At 58.8% G+C, this 19,071-nt stretch carries 19 protein-coding genes; 14 read left to right on the forward strand and 5 right to left on the reverse strand.

Going from position 1 to position 19,071, the window contains the following annotated elements:
* The first annotated feature begins 76 nt into the window (after positions 1 to 76).
* Genes U5J94_RS10105 through U5J94_RS10120 form a run of 4 tightly spaced genes read left to right on the forward strand, consistent with a single transcriptional unit; the run spans position 77 to position 3,755 of the window.
* Positions 77 to 1,093 (forward strand): branched-chain amino acid ABC transporter permease, encoded by a 1,017-nt coding sequence (locus U5J94_RS10105; RefSeq protein ID WP_322565521.1) that lies wholly within the window; start codon positions 77 to 79, stop codon positions 1,091 to 1,093.
* 9 nt (positions 1,094 to 1,102) lie between these two features.
* Complete coding sequence (locus U5J94_RS10110; RefSeq protein WP_322565522.1) at positions 1,103 to 2,239, forward strand: branched-chain amino acid ABC transporter permease; 1,137 nt, start codon at positions 1,103 to 1,105, stop codon at positions 2,237 to 2,239.
* Positions 2,240 to 2,242: 3 nt separating this feature from the next.
* Entirely contained in the window at positions 2,243 to 3,010 is a 768-nt protein-coding gene (locus U5J94_RS10115; RefSeq protein WP_322565523.1) for an ABC transporter ATP-binding protein, read from the forward strand.
* Positions 3,003 to 3,755 (forward strand): ABC transporter ATP-binding protein, encoded by a 753-nt coding sequence (locus tag U5J94_RS10120; protein ID WP_322565524.1) that lies wholly within the window; start codon positions 3,003 to 3,005, stop codon positions 3,753 to 3,755. The genes U5J94_RS10115 and U5J94_RS10120 overlap by 8 nt, the downstream gene beginning before the upstream one ends.
* Before the next feature lie 75 nt (positions 3,756 to 3,830).
* On the opposite strand, the gene U5J94_RS10125 is transcribed toward U5J94_RS10120, so the two are convergent.
* The 4 genes from U5J94_RS10125 to U5J94_RS10140 are packed head-to-tail and all read right to left on the reverse strand — an operon-like array spanning position 3,831 to position 6,445.
* Positions 3,831 to 4,631, reverse strand: a complete 801-nt coding sequence (locus tag U5J94_RS10125; RefSeq protein WP_322565525.1) for a peptidylprolyl isomerase — start codon at positions 4,629 to 4,631, stop codon at positions 3,831 to 3,833.
* A gap of 32 nt (positions 4,632 to 4,663) precedes the next feature.
* Positions 4,664 to 4,963 carry a YciI family protein gene (locus tag U5J94_RS10130; RefSeq protein ID WP_322565526.1) on the reverse strand — a complete coding sequence of 100 codons (300 nt, stop codon included), beginning with the start codon at positions 4,961 to 4,963 and terminating at the stop codon, positions 4,664 to 4,666.
* Positions 4,964 to 5,644: an inner membrane-spanning protein YciB gene (locus U5J94_RS10135; protein WP_322565527.1), complete on the reverse strand. Its 681-nt coding sequence runs from the start codon at positions 5,642 to 5,644 to the stop codon at positions 4,964 to 4,966.
* Between the two features lie 39 nt (positions 5,645 to 5,683).
* Positions 5,684 to 6,445, reverse strand: a complete 762-nt coding sequence (locus tag U5J94_RS10140; protein ID WP_322565528.1) for a hypothetical protein — start codon at positions 6,443 to 6,445, stop codon at positions 5,684 to 5,686.
* Positions 6,446 to 6,642: 197 nt separating this feature from the next.
* Between U5J94_RS10140 and U5J94_RS10145 the strand changes: the two genes are divergently transcribed.
* From U5J94_RS10145 to U5J94_RS10185, 9 genes are all read left to right on the forward strand, one after another.
* A complete protein-coding gene (locus U5J94_RS10145; protein ID WP_322565529.1) occupies positions 6,643 to 7,503 on the forward strand; it encodes a PHP domain-containing protein in 861 nt (286 codons plus the stop codon).
* Complete coding sequence (locus U5J94_RS10150) at positions 7,500 to 8,129, forward strand: L-threonylcarbamoyladenylate synthase (RefSeq protein WP_322565530.1); 630 nt, start codon at positions 7,500 to 7,502, stop codon at positions 8,127 to 8,129. Before U5J94_RS10145 ends, U5J94_RS10150 begins: the two co-directional genes overlap by 4 nt.
* A 206-nt stretch (positions 8,130 to 8,335) precedes the next feature.
* Positions 8,336 to 9,553: a tryptophan--tRNA ligase gene (locus U5J94_RS10155; RefSeq protein ID WP_322565531.1), complete on the forward strand. Its 1,218-nt coding sequence runs from the start codon at positions 8,336 to 8,338 to the stop codon at positions 9,551 to 9,553.
* Between the two features lie 3 nt (positions 9,554 to 9,556).
* The gene (locus tag U5J94_RS10160; RefSeq protein WP_322565532.1) at positions 9,557 to 10,399 is read left to right on the forward strand and encodes a ScpA family protein; all 843 of its coding nucleotides are present in this window, start codon (positions 9,557 to 9,559) and stop codon (positions 10,397 to 10,399) included.
* 17 nt (positions 10,400 to 10,416) lie between these two features.
* Positions 10,417 to 11,292, forward strand: a complete 876-nt coding sequence (scpB, locus tag U5J94_RS10165; RefSeq protein WP_322565533.1) for an SMC-Scp complex subunit ScpB — start codon at positions 10,417 to 10,419, stop codon at positions 11,290 to 11,292.
* Between the two features lie 6 nt (positions 11,293 to 11,298).
* Positions 11,299 to 12,120, forward strand: a complete 822-nt coding sequence (gene rluB / locus U5J94_RS10170; RefSeq protein WP_322565534.1) for a 23S rRNA pseudouridine(2605) synthase RluB — start codon at positions 11,299 to 11,301, stop codon at positions 12,118 to 12,120.
* A 63-nt stretch (positions 12,121 to 12,183) separates the two neighbouring features.
* A complete protein-coding gene (locus U5J94_RS10175; protein ID WP_322565535.1) occupies positions 12,184 to 13,047 on the forward strand; it encodes an AraC family transcriptional regulator in 864 nt (287 codons plus the stop codon).
* A gap of 483 nt (positions 13,048 to 13,530) precedes the next feature.
* Positions 13,531 to 15,129 (forward strand): hypothetical protein, encoded by a 1,599-nt coding sequence (locus U5J94_RS10180; RefSeq protein ID WP_322565536.1) that lies wholly within the window; start codon positions 13,531 to 13,533, stop codon positions 15,127 to 15,129.
* A gap of 573 nt (positions 15,130 to 15,702) precedes the next feature.
* Positions 15,703 to 16,524, forward strand: a complete 822-nt coding sequence (locus U5J94_RS10185; RefSeq protein WP_322565537.1) for a CsgG/HfaB family protein — start codon at positions 15,703 to 15,705, stop codon at positions 16,522 to 16,524.
* A 652-nt stretch (positions 16,525 to 17,176) separates the two neighbouring features.
* Here the strand turns inward: U5J94_RS10185 and U5J94_RS10190 are convergent.
* Positions 17,177 to 17,605, reverse strand: a complete 429-nt coding sequence (locus U5J94_RS10190; protein WP_322565538.1) for a hypothetical protein — start codon at positions 17,603 to 17,605, stop codon at positions 17,177 to 17,179.
* Between the two features lie 378 nt (positions 17,606 to 17,983).
* Here U5J94_RS10190 and U5J94_RS10195 point away from each other — a divergent pair, with 378 nt between their 5' ends.
* Positions 17,984 to 19,027 (forward strand): thioredoxin family protein, encoded by a 1,044-nt coding sequence (locus tag U5J94_RS10195; RefSeq protein WP_322565539.1) that lies wholly within the window; start codon positions 17,984 to 17,986, stop codon positions 19,025 to 19,027.
* Positions 19,028 to 19,071: the final 44 nt, after the last annotated feature.

The raw sequence follows: 19,071 nt of genomic DNA on the forward strand, positions 1-19,071 counted from the left end.
TGTCTGATTATTTGCGACCTGCCGGTATAAGCCGACAGGTCATCGTTGTCAGCTTAACGAAATCGGTAAATGTAACGTGGATGCATTTGTACTGCAGATCCTCAATGGCCTGGACAAGGGTAGTGCGTATGCCCTGATCGCACTGGGGCTGACTCTGGTATTTGGCAGTCTGGGTGTGGTTAACTTTGCCCATGGCGCCAAATTCACCCTGGGGGCGTTTTGCGCTGTCAGTTTCCAGCAGCTGTTGACCATCTCCAGGAAGGTAAAGGACGAGAGCGTCACCTTCTTCGATGCCTACAAGGAGGTCCCCTACCTGGAGATATGGTGGGGCGATACCGGCAGCATGATTATCGACTGGGCGGTGCCCCTGTCGATTTTTCTGGCTATACCGGTCATGTTGCTGATTGGTCTGGTGCTTGAGCGTGGTCTGTATCAGTTCTTTTACAAGCGCACGCATGCCGAACAGATCCTGGTGACCTTCGGTCTGGCCATCGTGATACAGGAGGTCATCAAGACCTTTTACGGTGCCAACCCCATTCCCACCCCGGCACCGGCAATGTTGTCGGGTACCGCGCCGATTGGTGTCTGGCTGGGCCTTGGGGAATCGGTGGCCTATCCGTACTGGCGGCTGGTGTACTTCCTGTTTTCCCTGCTGGTTATCGGGCTGGTATTTGCTTTTCTGCGCTATACCACTTTTGGCATGGTGGTGCGTGCCGGCATGTCGGATCGGGAGACGGTCAGCCTGCTGGGGCTCAATGTGGAGCGGAGATTTACCATATTATTCGGTATTGCCTCGGTGGTGGCCGGCCTGGCCGGTGTGATGTATACACCCATCGTGCCACCGGACTATCACATGGGCATGGAGTTTCTGGTGCTGTCCTTCGTTGTGGTGGTAGTGGGCGGCATGGGCTCCCTGCCCGGGGCGGTAGCAGCCGGTTTTCTGCTGGGCATTCTCCAGTCCTTTGCCTCCATGAACGAGATCAAGTCTCTGTTACCCGGTCTGGATCAGATCATTGTTTATTTAATTGCCGTAATTGTGCTTCTGGTTCGCCCGCGCGGGTTGATGGGCCAGAAAGGTGTAATGGAGGATTAAGCGGTGAAGATGTTCAGTCTTTCACGTAATGACAGGTTGTTGATGCTGGGCTTCACCGCCGTGGTCCTGCTGGCGCCGTTGTGGTTGCAACCCTTCGGTGCGGGTTATCCCGATCTGCTGCAGAAGTTTGCCATCTTCGGATTGTTTGCGATCGGCTACAATATCCTGTTCGGCCTGACCGGTTACCTCTCCTTCGGTCACGCGGCTTTTCTCGGGGTAGGCTCCTATACAACGGTATGGTCTTTCAAGCTGCTCTCGCTGAATGTCATTCCGGCGGTGATCCTGGCCACCCTGCTGGCCGGGCTGTTTGCGGTGGTGATCGGCTTTCTCAGTCTGCGCCGCAGTGGCATCTATTTTGCCATCCTCACTCTGGCCTTCGCGCAGATGAGTTACAAACTGGCCTATTCGGTATTGACTCCCATTACCAATGGTGAAACCGGACTGCGCGTGCTGCGCGACGATCCGCGGATCATCGACAACATGCTGGGCACTGCTCATGATGGTTCACCCATCGGTTCGCTGTTTGGCATCGGCATGCAGGGTTATCCGGCCTTTTATTTTTCGGCGGTGATGTTGATTTTAGGATTTTATCTTTCGGTATTGATCTTCCGCTCACCCTTCGGTCTCAAGCTGCGTGCGATCAAATCCAATCAAAGCCGCATGCAGTACACCGGCTACAACACCCGGCCGTATCTGCTGTGGGCGTTTGTCATCTCCGGCATGTATGCCGGGATGGCCGGCTCGCTGCTGGCCGTGACCGATCCCCTGGCCGGAGCCGAGCGCATGCAGTGGACCGCCTCCGGTGAAGTGGTGTTGATGACCATCCTCGGTGGAACGGGAACCCTGCTCGGCCCGATCATCGGTGCGGCTTTGATTAAATACTCGGAAAATATCTTTTCCGCATTCAATGAGTCCGCCTTGCACGAGGCTTTCTCGTTCCTGCCGGGCTTTATCGAGAATTTCCTTGTCACCATCGTTCACCCCTTTGTTGGCGAAGGCTGGCATCTGACACTCGGTGCGCTGTTCATGATTATCGTGATCTTTTTGCCCGGGGGGCTGATGGATGGTCTGTCACGTATCGCCAGACGCTGGCGAGCGAGAAAACATGGGTCCGATGAAGCGGACAGCTCACAGGTGGAGGACTGACCCATGGCATCGGATATCGTTTTAAACATTGCCTACGTGGACAAGAGCTTCAGCGGGCTGCATGCCCTGAAAGATGTCAATCTGCAAGTGGAAAAAGGCAAGACCCACGCCATTATCGGCCCCAACGGGGCCGGCAAGTCCACCCTGTTGAATGTCTGTATCGGTCGGCTGGCACCGGATCGCGGTACCGTGACATTTAACGGCGAGGTCATTACCGGCAAATCCGCTCACGAGATCAATCAGGCCGGGGTAGTACGGGTGTTTCAAACGCCGGAGATCTTCCACGATCTGACGGTACTGGAGAATGTGATGATTCCGGCGCTGGCCAGACGCGATGGCTCGTTCAAACTCAATCCGTTTGTGCGCATGGATGCCGAAACCGATATCCTGCACGAGTCGGAGCAGGCCCTCAAGGAGATGAACCTGCTCGAGAAAAAGCACATGCACGCGGCCACCATGTCGCGCGGCGACAAGCGTCGCCTGGAACTGGCCATGGGCCTGGTGCAGCATCCGCTACTGTTTTTGCTGGATGAGCCCACTGCCGGCATGTCGCGCGCCGACACCAATGCGACCATCGCCTCTTTGCAGCACATCAAGGAGCGGGGGATGACCAAGGTGATCATCGAGCACGACATGCAGGTGGTGTTTTCCCTGGCGGACAAGATCTCGGTACTGGCACAGGGCCAGATTATCGCCGAAGGAACACCGGATGAGATCCGTGGCAACCCCAGGGTCCAGGAAGCCTATCTGGGAGGTACCCACAATGAGTAAACAGGCTGAAAAACATACCGTTCGCGGTACCGGCTCCGATCCGGCCTTTTTCTCCTGCTGGAACCTGCATGCGTATTACGGCGAGAGCTATATCGTGCAGGGGGTCAACTTCGATGTGCGCGAAGGGGAAATCGTCGCGCTGTTGGGGCGTAATGGGGCGGGCAAAACCTCGACACTGCGCAGCATCGCGCAGATCGGTTCCCCTCAGTTGCGTCATGGCGAAGTCTGGCTGGATCACCAGCCGCTGCATACCATGAAATCCTATCAGGCGGCACAAGCCGGTGTCGGCCTGGTGCCGGAGGACCGGCGCATCATTCCCGGTTTTACGGTGGAGGAGAATCTCAAACTCGCGCAGATCGCCAAACCCGTTGGCTGGTCGCTGGAACGTATCTATGATCATTTTCCGCGCCTTGGCGAGCGTCGCCAGCAGGAGGGCACCACGCTCTCCGGCGGAGAACAGCAGATGCTGTCAGTGGCCCGCGCGCTGGCCCGCGACATCAAGCTGCTCCTGCTGGATGAACCCTACGAAGGGCTGGCGCCGGTTATCGTCAAGGAAATCGAAAAGATCGTCCAGAGTATCAAGGAACTGGGCATTACCACCATCATTGTGGAGCAAAATGCCATTGCCGCACTGGAGCTGGCCGATCGGGCAGTCATTCTTGATATGGGGCAGGTCGTATTCGATGGCTCGGCCCAGGAGGTACTGGATAATACCGAACTGCGTCATCAGTATCTTGCGCTTTAAAAGGCGTTATTGAAACGGTTGTTGCCGCGACCGACTGAGGATAGAAAAAAGCCCCGCATTGCGGGGCTTTTTGGTTTACTTGATTTCGACGTTGGCGTCTTGTCGAAGTTGGATGACGTATTGCTGGATGATCTGGCTGGATTTCATACTGCGCAGCTGATCCTTGACCTCTTCGAACTTGGGCGGGGTGACCTTGCGTTCGTCTTCCAGCTTGATGACGTGCCAGCCGAACTGGGTTTTAACCGGCGTTTTGCTGTAGGCGCCTTTTTTCATCTTGGCCACGGCCTGAGTGAAGGGCGGGACCATCTGATTGGCGTTGAACCAGCCAAGGTCGCCGCCGTTTTTGGCGGTGGGGCCGGTGGATTTGGCCTTGGCGACGTCGGCGAAGACGGCGCCGCCATCCAGTTCCTTGATGATGGCTTTGGCTTCGTCCTCGCTTTTGAGCAGAATGTGGCTGGCCTTGTACTCCTTGGCATCGCTGGCGGCCACGCGCTGCTCATACTCTTTTTTCAGATCGCTTTCGCTAACCGGTTTGCTTTGTGCTTCTTTTTGAATCAGCGCCTGGATCAGGGCATCGGCCTGCAGTTGCTGGAGACGGAAGGCGACAGCCGGATTCTCGTCCAGGTTCTGTTTTTTGGCTTCCTGCAACAGCAGCTCGCGGTTAACCAGTTCATTGATCAGCGCCTCGCGGTCGATCTCGCCGGACTGACCGTTTTGCTGCTGTGAACGGTATTTGAGATAGCGCTCGTAGGTTTGTTGCGAGATCGGTTCACCGTTGACGACGGCAACGGGATCGGCGGCCCGGGCGCCGCTGCTCAGCAGCAGTCCGGACACCATGACGGCGGCGGATAATGATATGAGATTGCGTTTAAACATAATAAATCTTCCTTTCTTGATGGGAACGGGAGTTACGGAAACACTTTCTTGAAAGGTTTGACGGTAACCGATTGATAGACGCCGGCGGCGACATAGGGATCGGCATCGGCCCATTGTCGGGCGTCTGCCTGCGAGGCGAATTCAGCGACGATTAACGATCCGCTGAAGCCGGCCGGACCGGGGTCTTCGCTGTCGATGGCCGGATGCGGACCGGCCAGGATCAGACGCCCCTGGTCCTTGAGTTGTTGCAAACGTTCCAGATGCGCCGGGCGCGCGGCCAGGCGTGGTTCCAGACTGTCGGCATTATCCTGAGCGATGATGGCGTATAACATTCAGCTGTCGTTGCCGGGTTCGGGTGACGGGTTGGCCTCTTCAGGCTCCGTGACGTGCAGGGACAGGTAGACACCGAGTCCGATGAGAAAAATCACGCTGAGTACCAGCATACCAAAAAGTTTGAAGTTTACCCAGATCGATTCCATGGATTTGGCTTGCTGGCACAGTTCCACCGCCGCGCCGCTGTAGGTGGCGGCGCAGTTTTCCAGATTGACGGCCTGATCGCTGGCCGCCAGCAGCGCCTGTTCGGCGACAAAATAGAAGTTGGCGACATACAGATTGGCCACCCCCAGCAGCACCGAAAACAGCGCCATGCTGAGATTGGCGTTACGCCAGATCCGCGCCGGCACCTCGATGGCGTGCCCCATCATGCGCTGGATCAGCGGTTTTTCGCCGATGAACTGGCTGGCGATAAAGGCGACGGCAAAAGCCCAGTAGACCGCGGTGGGCTTCCACATAATAAACGCCTTGTTCTGGAACAGCAGGGTGGCGCCGCCGAGAATAATGATCAGCGCGAGTGTCACCAGATGCATGTTTTCGAATTTGCGATGCCGATACCAGTAGAAGGCGTTCTGCAAAATGGAGCCGGCAATCGCCACGGCGGTAGCCGGGTAAATGCCATACAGCTTGTAGATGATGAAAAACAGCAGTATGGGAAAAAAATCGAACAGAAACTTCATGGCGGTCCAGCCTGGATGAGCGTCAGGGTTAAGAGGGTATCAGTGCAGCGTCGGATTATTGGTCATTTTGTAATATTTTTCCATGACTTCCCGCACATGCCCCGGGTAGTCGATCACGTCCATCTGTTCCATGCCCTCGCGGAAAAAGGTCGGGGCGTCCTCGGGCAGGCGCAGCAGGATCTGTTCGAAGACCGGTTCCATGATCGCCGGATCATGGGTCCGGGTGGCAACGACGCCGTGATTGAGGTTTAGCACGCGCCAGGGGCGCCCGGCATGGCTCTTGTCCCGGTCTTCCTTGACCACGGGCGCGGCGGCGTTGGCGATCTCATCCATGATGCCGCTTAGTTCGGCGAGAAAGTCGGGGTCCTGGGTCTGGTTGGCGATGCGTGACAGCGCATCGACCACATTGCGCAACTCCTGCAGGCTGCCGATGTTGCGTGCGGTCCACAGGGCGATGGGAATCGCCAGCTCGTCCAGAGTCACCTGCAATTCTTCCAGTTCGAGCAGTCCCGCCCACCGGCTCAGGGCGTTGAGCTGGGCGAGGCCGTAATCGCCGAGCTGGCCGAGATCGTCGAGCTTATCCGTGAGGGCCTCGCGGGATTTGCCATCGCTGTTGCCATGATACTGGGCATCGACCTGCTGGACGGTTTGCGCGAACTGCTTGAGGTTCTCGCCGATCTGGTGCGGATCCGCCAGATCGCTGGGGCGGATCGGATTTTCGGCATAGGCCTGCTCCAGCGCCGCGGTGACTTCATCCACTACGTCGGCCAGGGCATTCAGATCGATCTCGACAACACTCATTCGCGGTTCGCATTTCGCTTACTCATCAGGTCAACCATTTTAACACAGGCACGCGCTCCCGGCAGCCGACGTCCGGTGGGCCCGGATCGATGGGGGTCTCGCTTTGGGGGGCGGACGCGTTACACTAGGCCCGTTGTTGAACACCGGTGTCGGGCGTGATTGTCCCGACCTGGATCAGACCTTTGCGACAGGCCACCATGACATACCGATTCGATCTGCATACCCATTCCACCGCCTCCGACGGCACCCTGAGTCCCACCGCGCTGGTGGCCACGGCGGTGGAGAAGGGCGTCGATCAGCTGGCACTGACCGATCACGACACCACCGCCGGTCTCGACGAGGCACTGGCGGCGGCGCGCGCGCAGGGAATCGGCTTGATCCCCGGCATCGAGCTGTCCGTGAGCTGGGCGCACCAGACCCTGCATGTGGTCGGGCTGCATATCGATCCGGCCCATCCGGCGATGCGCCGGGGCATTGAGACCCAGCTGGGCTTTCGCCGCTGGCGGGCCGAGGAGATCGGCCGGCGGCTGGAGAAGGCCGGCATCGCCGGGGCTTACGCCGGCGCCTGCCAGTACGCCAGCGGTGAGCTGGTGGGGCGCACCCACTTTGCCCGCTTTCTGGTGGAACAGGGCCATGCCCGGGACCTCAAGCAGGTGTTCAAGCGCTATCTGGTCAGGGGCAAGCCGGGTCACGTGCCGGGCGAGTGGGCGACGCTGGCGCAGGCGCTGGACTGGATTCAGCAATCCGGCGGCCTGGCGGTGATCGCCCATCCGGCGCGCTACAAATTGAGCGCCACCCGGCTGCGCCAGTTGCTGGGTGAATTCGCCGAGCTGGGCGGGGCGGCGCTGGAGGTGGTCTCGGGCAGCCACAGCCGGGATGACATGCTGCGCTTTGGCCAGTTGAGCCAGACCTGGAATCTGGCCGCCTCCAGCGGCTCCGACTACCACGGCCCGGAGAATCCCTACCGGGATATCGGCCGCCTGCCCGAGTTGCCGCCCGGCTGCCGACCGGTCTGGGAGTGCGACGCCTGGGCCCGTTGCACCGGGGTGGCGGCATGAGCCAGTTTTTCCAGATTCATCCGGTCGACCCCCAGCCGCGGCTGATTCGCCAGGCGGTGGAGCTGCTGCGCCAGGGGGCGGTCATCGTCTATCCGACCGACTCGGCCTACGCGCTGGGCTGTCATCTGGAGGACAAGAAGGCGATGGATCGGATCCGCCGCATTCGCCAGGTGGACGACAAACACAACTTCACCCTGGTGTGCGGTGATCTCTCCCAGATCAGCGCCTACGCCAAACTGACCAACAACACCCTGTTCCGGATCCTCAACAGCCACACACCGGGGCCGTACACTTTTATTCTTAACGCCACCAGCGAGGTGCCGCGCCGGCTGCTGCACCCCAGGCGGCGCACCATCGGCATTCGCATCCCCGACAACGCCATCGCCCAGGCGCTGGTGGCCGAGCTGGGCGAGCCGATCATGAGTTCGAGCCTGATCCTCCCCGGCGAGACCATGCCCCTGACTGATCCCGAGGAAATTCGCGAGCAGCTGGAGCACCAGGTGGATCTGGTCATCGACGGCGGCCACTGCGGTTTCGAGCCCAGTACCGTGGTCGACATGACCGACGAGGTCCCCCGGGTGGTGCGCCGCGGCAAGGGCGAGAGCGAACCCTTCGAGCGGGGCTGAGCAAGCCGATTTGCCTGCCGGCGGGGCCAACAGGGTATAATGCCCGCCCTGCCGGCAACCGGGATCGGCAGCGCCGAGACGAGAATAACGATAATGATGACGGCCCCCATGATCCCCGGTGGCATCCCCGGTGGCATCCCCGGTGGCCCGACCGTTGCCCTGATGTGCCATATAACTGATCTTCGATTGCGATTCTGGAGCCTGAATTGACTGCCTTGCCCAATCAGAAACAACGTGTGCTGTCCGGCATGCGGCCGACCGGTGCCCTGCATCTGGGCCATTACCACGGGGTGCTGAAAAACTGGATCAAACTGCAGCATGAGTACGAGTGCTACTTTTTTGTCGCTGACTGGCACGCCCTGACGACCCATTACGAGGATCCGCAGATCATCGAACAGAGTGTCTGGGAGATGGTCATCGACTGGCTCTCGGTGGGGGTCAATCAGGGCTCGGCCACGCTGTTCATCCAGTCCCGGGTGCCGGAACACGCCGAGCTGCATCTGCTGTTGTCGATGATCACACCGCTGGGCTGGCTGGAGCGGGTCCCCAGCTTCAAGGACCAGCAGGAGAAGCTCAAGGAGCGGGATCTGGCCACCTACGGCTTTCTGGGCTATCCGCTGCTGCAAAGCGCCGACATCCTGATGTACAGGGCCGGCCTGGTGCCGGTGGGCGAGGACCAGGTGGCCCACGTGGAGCTGACCCGCGAGGTCGCGCGCCGGTTTAACCATTTATATGGCCGCGAGCCGGGCTTCGAGGAAAAGGTTGAGGCGGCGATCAAGAAAATGGGCAAGAAAAACGCCAAACTCTATCAGGAACTGCGCCGCCGCTACCAGGAGCAGGGCGACGACGAGGCGCTGCACACCGCCCGGGCGCTGCTGGACGATCAGCAGAATATTTCCCTGGGCGATCGGGAGCGGCTGTTCGGCTATCTGGAGGGCGGCGGTCGCATTATCCTGCCCGAGCCCGACAGCCTGCTGACCCCGGCACCCAGGCTGCCCGGTCTGGACGGGCAGAAAATGTCCAAGTCGTATCACAATACAATCTCGTTGCGCGAAGATCCCGACGCAGTCGAGAAAAAACTGCGCACCATGCCGACCGATCCGGCCCGCGTGCGACGCACCGATCCCGGCGATCCAGAAAAATGCCCGGTGTGGAAACTCCATCAGGTATACTCCAACGACGAGGTACGCGAGTGGGTACAGCAGGGTTGCACCAGCGCCGGTATCGGCTGCCTGGAGTGCAAGGGGCCGGTGATCGACGCGATCCGGGCGGAGCTGGCGCCGATCCACGAACGTGCCAGGGAATATCAAGAGGATACGGGGCTGGTGCGCAAGATTATCCACGAAGGCTGTGACAAGGCCCGGGATGCGGCGCGCCAGACATTGCAGGAAGTCCGGCAGGCCATGGGCCTGGAGTATCGCTGATTCATGACCGAGACCATCGAGCACCACGACAGCCAGGAAAAACCTGAGCAGCAGGAGATGCCTTTCGCCGTGGTGCAGGGCACGCCGATGACCGCGCTGCCCAGGGATCTCTATATTCCGCCCGATGCCCTGGAAATCTTTCTCGCGGAAACCTTCGCCGGGCCGCTGGATCTGCTGCTCTATCTGATCAAACGTCAGAACCTGGATATACTTGATCTGCCCATCGCCACCATCACCGCCCAGTATATGGAATATGTGGGCCTGATGACCGAGCTGCGCCTGGAACTGGCGGCGGAATACCTGGTGATGGCGGCCATGCTGGCCGAGATCAAATCGCGCATGCTGCTGCCGCGACCGGTGAGCGTGGAGGAGGAAGAGGGCGATCCACGCGCCGAACTGGTGCGCCGCCTGCAGGAATACGAACGCTTTAAAAAGGCCGCCGAGGATATCGACGAGCTGCCGCGGGTGGGGCGCGATGTGTTTCCCGCCGAGGTCAAGGCGCCCGATCTCAAGGTGGTGCGCACGCCGCCGGAGGTCGATATCAAGGATGTGCTGGCCGCGTTTACCGATGTCATGCGCCGCGCCTCCATGTACGAACACCATCATATCAAGATGGAACCGCTGTCGGTGCGCGAACGCATGTCGCGGGTGCTGGGGGCGGTCAAGTCCGACAGCTTTACCGATTTCAATGCGCTGTTTACCCTCGAAGAGGGACGCAGCGGCGTGGTCGTCACCCTGCTGGCGATCCTCGAATTGCTCAAACAACACCTGATCGAAATGGTCCAGACCGAAGCCTATGGGCCGATTCATGTCAAAGCCAAACAAGCCGAGAATAACCAGGAATAACAGGGCCGAAGCGATCCATGACTGAACAGGAACTCAAACGCATTATCGAAGCCATACTGTTTGCCGCCGACGATCCGGTGAACCTGAGTCAGTTGCAGGCGGTCTTCGCCGAAGACGACGGGCCGGACGCCGAGGCGATCAAGGCGGCGATCGCCGCCCTGCAGGAAGATTACGCCGAACACAGTCTGGCGCTGCGCGAGATCCGCTCCGGGTATCGCTTTCAGGTTAAACAGGATTATGCCAACTGGGTCTCCCGGCTCTGGGAAGAGAAACCGAGCCGCTATTCGCGTGCCGTGCTTGAGACCCTGGCGCTGATCGCCTATCGCCAGCCGATCACCCGCGGGGAGATCGAGGAAGTGCGCGGGGTCAGCGTCAGCACCCAGATCATCAAGACCCTGCAGGAGCGTGAATGGGTCAAGGTGGTGGGCCATCGGGATGTGCCGGGCAAGCCGGCCCTGTATGCCACCACCCGCGAGTTTCTCGATTACTTCAACCTCAAGAGCCTGCAGGATCTGCCGCCGCTGGCCGAGCTGCGGGATATCGACTCCATCAACGCCGAACTCGACTGGGGCGATGAGGGGCAACAGGCTGACGCCGCTGACAGCGAGTCGGAAGCATCGACGCTGGATGACGTCGCCGGGGCGGACAGCGAGACTGACGTCGACACCGACACCGACACCGACACCGACACCGACATCGAAGCTGAAGCCGAAACCGAAACCGAAACCGAAGCCGAAGCCGAAGCCAAAACTGTCGCCGAGGCCGAACAGCCGGCGAAAGCGGCATTGCAGGATGAAGACGCCGATACCGACTTTGAAGCCGATGTCGACAGCGAGGAGGAAACCGGGCAGGAAGCAAGCCGATCCTCCCGGGTAGTGAGCGCCGAGCACTGACGTCCCATGGCCGAACGCGTACAGAAAGTCCTGGCCCAGGCCGGCTACGGCTCACGCCGGGAAATCGAATCCTGGATTGAGCAGGGCCGCATTGAAATCAACGGCCAGCCGGCCAAACTCGGCGACCGGGTCGAAGCGGAGGACGAGATCCGGCTCAACGGCAAGCCGGTGCGCCGCACCCTCGATCTCGCCCCGCGCCGCATCCTGCTCTATAACAAACCCGAAGGCGAAATCTGCAGCCGCAACGATCCCGAAGGCCGACCCACGGTATTCGACAAGCTGCCGCCGGTGAAAAACGGCCGCTGGATCGTCGTCGGTCGCCTGGACATTAACTCCTCCGGCCTGATCCTGTTCACCACCGACGGGGAGCTGGCCAATCGCCTGATGCACCCCTCCTATGAGATCGAACGCGAGTATGCCGTACGCGTGCTGGGCGAATTCTCCGACGAGGCGCGTCGCCAGTTGCGCGCCGGCGTTCAGCTGGACGACGGCCCGGCCCGTTTCGACGACATCGTCGACGGCGGCGGGCAGGGCGTCAATCACTGGTATTACGTGCTGCTGCACGAAGGGCGCAACCGGGAAGTGCGGCGCCTGTTCGAACAGGTGGGCGTCACCGTCAATCGTCTGATTCGCACCCGCTTCGGCAACCTGTTTCTGCCGCGTCGTGTGCCGCAGGGCAAGTGGCAGGAACTGGGCGAAAAAGATATCAACAATGTCCTGAAGCTGGTCGGCATGGACGAAGCCCTGCCCAAACCGCCGCGCGCCCGAAAAAAGACAGTCCGCAAAAAACAGGCAAAGAAAAAAACCGCCCGCCAGCAAGGCCGGTAACTCCGCGTTTGCAGGTGACTGTAGATGGAATGCTCGATGTAAAAAAATAATAAGCAGGTTCCCATGCCCGACAGTAGCCGAACGCCAGAGCCGTCCCCCGTTCAACACCATGACTATCCGCCCCCGGCACCGCTTCGACCGTTTGTTCGCCGGATCCTGCACAGTTACAGCGCCGAGGCGACATCCACGACCATCGCCGTTCCGCCCACGGGCGCGCACTATATTACGCATGTCTACGGCGCGCCCATGCAGATGCAATATTCCTATAACGCCGACCAGCCGTGTCCCGCGTTGTTCGTCGGCGGTCAGCTCAAAAGTGAAGTCCCCGTCGCGCGAATTGACGGCAAGGTGGGTCTGTTGGGTATCGAATTTTACCCGACGGGCTTTTATCGTCTTTTTCGGCAAGACTGCAGCGCCTTCACCGATTGCATGACCGATTTTGCCCGGGTCGTTCCCGAGCATGCCGCGGCATTGAACGAAGCGCTCTCCCTCAAGACAGACACAACAAGTCGGCTCGAAACCCTCGAACACTTTCTCTCCCATTTTGCCGACAACGCCGAACAAACCCCCGGCATCGATCAGGCGGTTGCCTTGATCGAAAATCAGGGGGGCTATCTGCGCGTTGAAGAGCTGGCCCAAAAATGTCACTGGAGCCCCAAACAGTTATACAGGTATTTCATGAAGATAGTCGGGGTTTCCCCCAAGCATTTCGCCAAGATTGTGCAGATCAATGGGGTCGTGGCCCAAATTCATGCCGGCAGTTACGAGGGATTGCACCAGCTCGCCCTGCAGTGCGGCTACTACGACCAGGCGCACTTTATCCGTGATTTTCAGCGCCTGATCGGAACCAATCCGCTCGCTTTTTTACAACATCCGGACCCGTTTTTGAAAACCTACCTCGGTCGGGTGGGATCACCCGACAGCTGACACCTTATTTAACGTCATAGAAGTCGCGCCTGTCCCCCTTGCACTCAATCCCCTTGAGCGCATTGCCGGGGTTGTCTGTTTTTTACAATACCCCGGCTTGCATTCACGCTAGTTTCCCATAGCAGCTTTTGTGAACTTGCGAAATAAGTGTTCCGAATACCGATCCAGGGAGATTGCTTCCTCACGTTGTTCCTCGCAATGACCTCGCTATTTTCGGTCATTGCGAGCGAAGCGAAGCAATCTTTTGAACCAGGTGCCCCGGTATTCGGAACACTTAATTCAGCTTGTCGAGGGGCGTCAAAGGACGTCTGTTTTGTTGTCGTCCTGCATAAACGCGCCAATGAAAAAGACTTTTTCGATGGTATCTGAAAAACAAACAGGTATGTCGTAAACAACACACCAACATGTGACTTCCAGAAAATCAGCCCGGGCCGTGGCCAAAGGGTTTTACAGATTAAGCAGAAAGACCAGGGGGAAATAAAAATGACGTCGAATCCCAGTATATTGGCAAGTATCTGGCTGCGTGCCGGGTTGATCGCCTTGTCCGTCTCGTTGACCGCGTGCGGCGGCAGCAGTGGTTCAGGTGATACCGACAGTGGCGAGGTGACACAAAGCGGCTTCACCGGCGCGGCTCAAAAAGGCCCGTTCCGCTCGGGTGGCGAGGCCACTGCGACCGTGTTGAATGCTGACGGCAGTCCGGGCGGTGATTCGGCCAGCGGCGAGATCGGTGACAGCGGCGCTTACAGTATCGACAGCGCCGCGGTTGACTGGAGCGGCCCCACCTTGCTGCAACTCGCCGGCACCTATTTTGACGAGACCGCCGGCAACTTCAGCAGCGTCTCCCGGGAACTGGATGCGGCCATCAACATCACCGGCGACGATCTGCAAGCCAATGTGAACCTGTTTACCCACTTCGCCGCGGCCCGTATCCGGCAGTTGATGGCCGACGGCGAGACCTTCGCCGATGCTGTCACCCAGGCTCACGACGAACTGCAAACCCTGACCGGCATCGGCGCCGATCCCCGCGAACTTAATCTGCTGGAAAGCGAGGCCGCGCTGGAAGAAGACAGCGCCAATCTGCTGCTGTTTTCCGCCGCGTTGCTCACAGCGGGTCTGGATCAGACTGACATCGATGCCATTGCCGCCGATTTTGCCGATAACGGGCTGGTCGACGGCTCCGTGGATGGCAGCGGCCAGAGCGCCTTTGCACAGATTCAGCAGGCGGCGGAGAACAACGCCAACCTGCTCGATGACGCACGTACCGCGCTGCAAGACATGTACGGCGGCGAGCCGCCCCAGGGGGATAACAGCGGTATGGGCTGGCTGCTCGACGCCTGCACCGCGGCCAGACTCAATGAGCCGCGCGTGGTGTGCGAGGACGAGGCGTTCTACGGCAACGACCGTGACGACAGCGGTGAATTCGTAACCTTCATTCCCCGCGAGGCGGGTCACTATACGGTGGAATTGTTTGGCGATCCGAATGCCACTGATGCCAATGTCGGGCAATGCTCCTGGGTCGTATACAAGGATGCAGATACAAGTTCCACCGAGATGGGCGATAGTTACCACTCCAACGGTTGGTGCGGGGTGGAGGATGTGACCACTTTCCGCCTTGGCGGCGGGCGCGAATATTACATCCGCCCGCTTGTCAGCCAGGATGACGACACCGGCCCCGATGCCCGCTTCAAGCTGTCGGTGATTCGGGTTGCCGAGGGCAAGGCGCTGGCGAGCAGCGCCGTCGCGATCCCGGTGGGTGACACCTACGACGCGGTCGTCGGCAAGCTCATCAACACGTCCGATGAGAGCTACTACCGCTTCGAAGTAGGGCAGGGCGATTACACCATCGGCGCCGGCGGCTATCCGTGCGGCGACGGCGAGCTGCGCCTGGATCTCTATGAAGACGCCTTCAGTACCAAGATCGAAAAAGCCTGGGAGGCGGACGTATGTTACCAGTCCATGGACGTGAGCATCGAGGCCGGCACTTACTATCTCAAGGTGGAGAACCGGCTGGGCGGATTTAATCGGGATACTTTCCGGCCGTCGCCGGGCGGTATCGGCTTCGAACTCAGCGTGTCGCCCTGAGCAGGATTGGCACGGAGGCGCCGGCCCGTTGCGTATGCAACGGGCGTATTGTGCAAATCCGACACAGCGGCGCGGGATCGCTTCAGGTTGTGAGCGGGATAACTCACAACCCCGGGTATCGCGCTGTACGCAATGCCGGGGCGGATTCCACCATCAGAACAACCAGGAGTCACGTTTATGTGGGGCAACTTCATTCGAGAGGCGCATCGCCGGTTATGTTGATCTGAAGATCACGAGTGGCGTCTGCGCGTTGAACAGTTGGCAAAAAAATGACCCTGTAGTCCAAACGGTTATACCGGGATTACCTGAGGCTGGTCAGGGTTTTCCCTAACGATTTGGCGAGGATTGTGCGGGTCAATTGGCTTGCAGCTCAATGAGATACTGAAAATGACCCGGGTTTCCGGGTTGTCCGATTTTTACAATACGGCACATTCCTGCTCAGGCTATCTTCGACAATGGCCTGGTACTTAAGTGATTGGGGAAAGTGCGTTGATCAAGGCCTGCCCCGGGCCATGTGCCTGAAAAATTAAAATGTTGCCCCCCTGCAAAACAGAATAACGGAGGACCTGCGTAATGAAACTTCCCGTCACATTGATGTCGCTGACAGCCGCGCTCGTTCTGAGCGGATGCGGCGCCGTAAGCGGTTTGACGAGCTCCCAGTCCGGCGCTTCGGCAGAAGCCGATACGACGCTGCAGGATGAGCTCGGTCCCTATAACGGCCCCCGTCCCCGTGTGGCGGTCGCCGATTTCAAATGGAAGGTCGACCAGGGTGGCCGATCGGTGAAGATCTCCGGTCTGCCGGGGACAGGCAGTGGCATCACCATCAGCGAGCAGGAACACGGGGTGATGACCGGACTGGAAGACATGCTCACTACCGCACTGGTCCAGAGCCAGCGCTTTCGGGTACTGGAGCGCAGCCAGCTTGAAGAAGTTCAGTCCGAGCAAAAGCTGGGAGCCTCCGGTCAGGTCGATGCGGCAACTGCCGCACAACGGGGAAAGATCGCCGGCGCGGACCTTCTGATCGTCGCCGCGGTCACCGGCTGGGAGCCGAATACCAGCGGCGGTTCCGCCAGCGGTGGCGGCGGCCTGCTGGGCAAGGCCGGTGCCGTGTTCGGCGGTCTCTCCGGGGCGATGAATAAATCGGCCATGGCGATGGATATCCGCCTGATCGATTCAAAGACCGGTGAAGTGGTCGCGGCCACCAATATCGACGCCGAGGCAAAAGACGTGAATCTCGGTGCCGCCCTGGGCGCGATCGGTGGCGGCGCCTTCGGCGGCGGCGCCCTGTCGTCCTACTCCAATACGCCGATGGAAAAAGTCATCCGCGAGTGCATCTACGAATCGACCAAGTACGTCGTAAAAAGTACGCCGAACCGTTACTTCCAGGAAAATTGATCCTGGCCATGTACCCGGGGTCGTACTGCTGATCGACACGGAATCAAACAGCGGAAAGTACAGCAGTGTCAGCGGAGGGAGTTACCACACCGCCAGCGGAAACAACAGCAGCGTCAGCGGTGGCGCCAATAATAACGCCAGTGGGGACTCCAGCAGCGTCAGTGGTGGGGAGTCCAATAGTGTCATCGGGAGCTTCAGCAGCGTCAGCGGAGGAAGTTTTAATAGCGCCAGCGGGCAATCCAGCAGCGTCAGCGGTGGATATCTCAACACCGCGAGCGAGAGAGAGTAGCGTCAGCGGGGGGACCCAAAACACTGCCAGCGGGATCCCACAGCAGCGTCAGCGGTGGTGATTCGGTAGAGGCGGCGACAACGGCTGGCTGGGCGGCGGGCTCTTCGGGCACCTACGCCGACCCATAAATTAGGCAGGCACGGTAAATAATTTAACAGTGACCTCGTCCCTCGTCCCTCGTCCCTCGTCCCTCGTTACTCGCCCGAAGGGCGGGGGGTGGGGTGCTAAATAAGTGTTCCGAATACCCGATTACGTTGTTCAAAAGATTGCTTCGCTTCGCTCGCAATGACCGAAAATAGAGAGGTCATTGCGAGGAACAACGTGACGAAGCAATCTCTCTGGACTGATATTCGGAACACTTATTTAGCTGGCCTGTTTGATGCGGTGTTTGGAGCGCAGGGTATAGGGTTTGAGCTCCGTGGGCAGGTCGAGGTATTCACTCAGCATGATGATCAGCTTGCGTTTGTCGCCGGCGCCGATCTGTTTGAGCTTGTCGATCACTTGCTTGTCCTCGAGCGAGTCGTTGAAGTCGCGCAGAATGTAGATACCGTAATGCGGCGTGGTATCGATGTGTTTCAGGACCTCCAGCGGCGTCCGGGTATGGGGGAGTGTGATGTGAGCGGCGCCGAGTCGGTGTATGCCTTCCCCGGGCAGATGCATATAGAACGCCTTGTTACTGAAGCGGCTCAGCTGGGTAAACAGATCGATGACCCGATCCGTGTCATAGGTTTCCATCGTCGCCAGTTTGAAGCGGGTTTCAAGAATCTTTTCCAGCTGGTGCAGGTAGTTCATTCTGCTGATTCCAAATGATCGGCGTTAAACCCCAGTATAATCCTTCTCTTGCGACTTCATAGGTCCGGAGTGTGACCGGGTTCAAATTCCGGGGGGTTTAACACTTCGGGGAGCTGACCGAGGGCCTGAAGGGTTTTGGCTGTACCAACGCGGCCGGTCAGGCACCGCGCAAACAGCGTCCCTGGCAACCCGGGCAGACAGACTTGAGGCAAAAACCATAAATATCAATTAAAACAATAACTTGAAGAGTTGTTCCGGTGCGTCGTCGATAACCGGCGCGGTTGCGGCGCGCCGGCACTTGCTTTTGCGGAACGGCTGGGCAACAGTGCGGTCTAAAAAACGGTTATATCAGCACACAGACACTTGAAGGGGGAAAGCATGTTGCTGAGAAAATTGTGGATCATACTGCCGGCACTGCTGTTGTCGATGGGACAGCCGGCGTTGGCCGCCGAGGGCGAGGGGCTGGACGAGGGAATGAACAATCCGGGCTATCACGAAAAACCGGACTGGTTCAAAGTCTCCTTTCTGGATATCCGCGAGGACATCGAAGAAGCCGCCGCGAATAATAAACGCGTGATGCTCTATTTCTACCAGGACGGCTGTCCCTATTGCGCGAAGCTGCTGCAGGACAATTTCGGTCAGAAGGATATTGCCGAGATGACCCGGGAAAACTTCGATGTGATCGCCATTAACATGTGGGGCGATCGGGAAGTGACCGACCTGAACGGCAACATGCTCACCGAGAAAAAGTTCGCCGAGAACCTCAAGGTGATGTTTACCCCGACACTGCTGATGATGGATGAAAACGGCAAGGTTGCGTTGCGCGTCAATGGCTATTACGCGCCCGATAAGTTCATGGCCGCGCTGGAATATATCAGCGAGAAAAAAGAAAACCAGCTGAGCTTTCGTGAATACTACAAGGAAAAAGGCGGCGAAAAAGCCACTGGCAAATTACACCAGGCCGAATTCCTGCAGGATCCGCCCTATAATCTGCAAAAGCTCTCCAGTAAAGACAAACCCTTGCTGTTGATGTTCGAACAAAAAGCATGCAGAGCCTGCGACGAGTTGCATGGCGATATCTATCCACGCGAGGCAACCCGCGAGCAGCTGGCACGTTTCGACGTGGCCCGGCTGGATATGTGGAGCGATGAAAAAGTCGTCGGGCCCGACGGCAAGACCACCACGGCCAAAGAGCTGGCCGGGAAGCTGGATATCAAATACGCCCCGACGCTGGTGTTCTTTGATACCGACGGCAAGGAGGTATTCCGTGCCGAGGCCTATTTGAAAGCCTTCCATGTGCAGTCAGTCATGGACTACGTGGCCTCCGGCGCCTACAAGGAACAGCCCAACTTCCAGCGCTTCATCTCCGCCCGCGCCGACAAACTCGAAGCACAGGGCGTACACGTCGACCTTTGGGAATAATCTCATAAGGCAATGTTGAATGTTGAATGTTGAATTTTAAGTTT

It is taken from the genome of Thiohalophilus sp. (genome assembly GCF_034522235.1).
GTDB lineage: Bacteria > Pseudomonadota > Gammaproteobacteria > UBA6429 > Thiohalophilaceae > Thiohalophilus.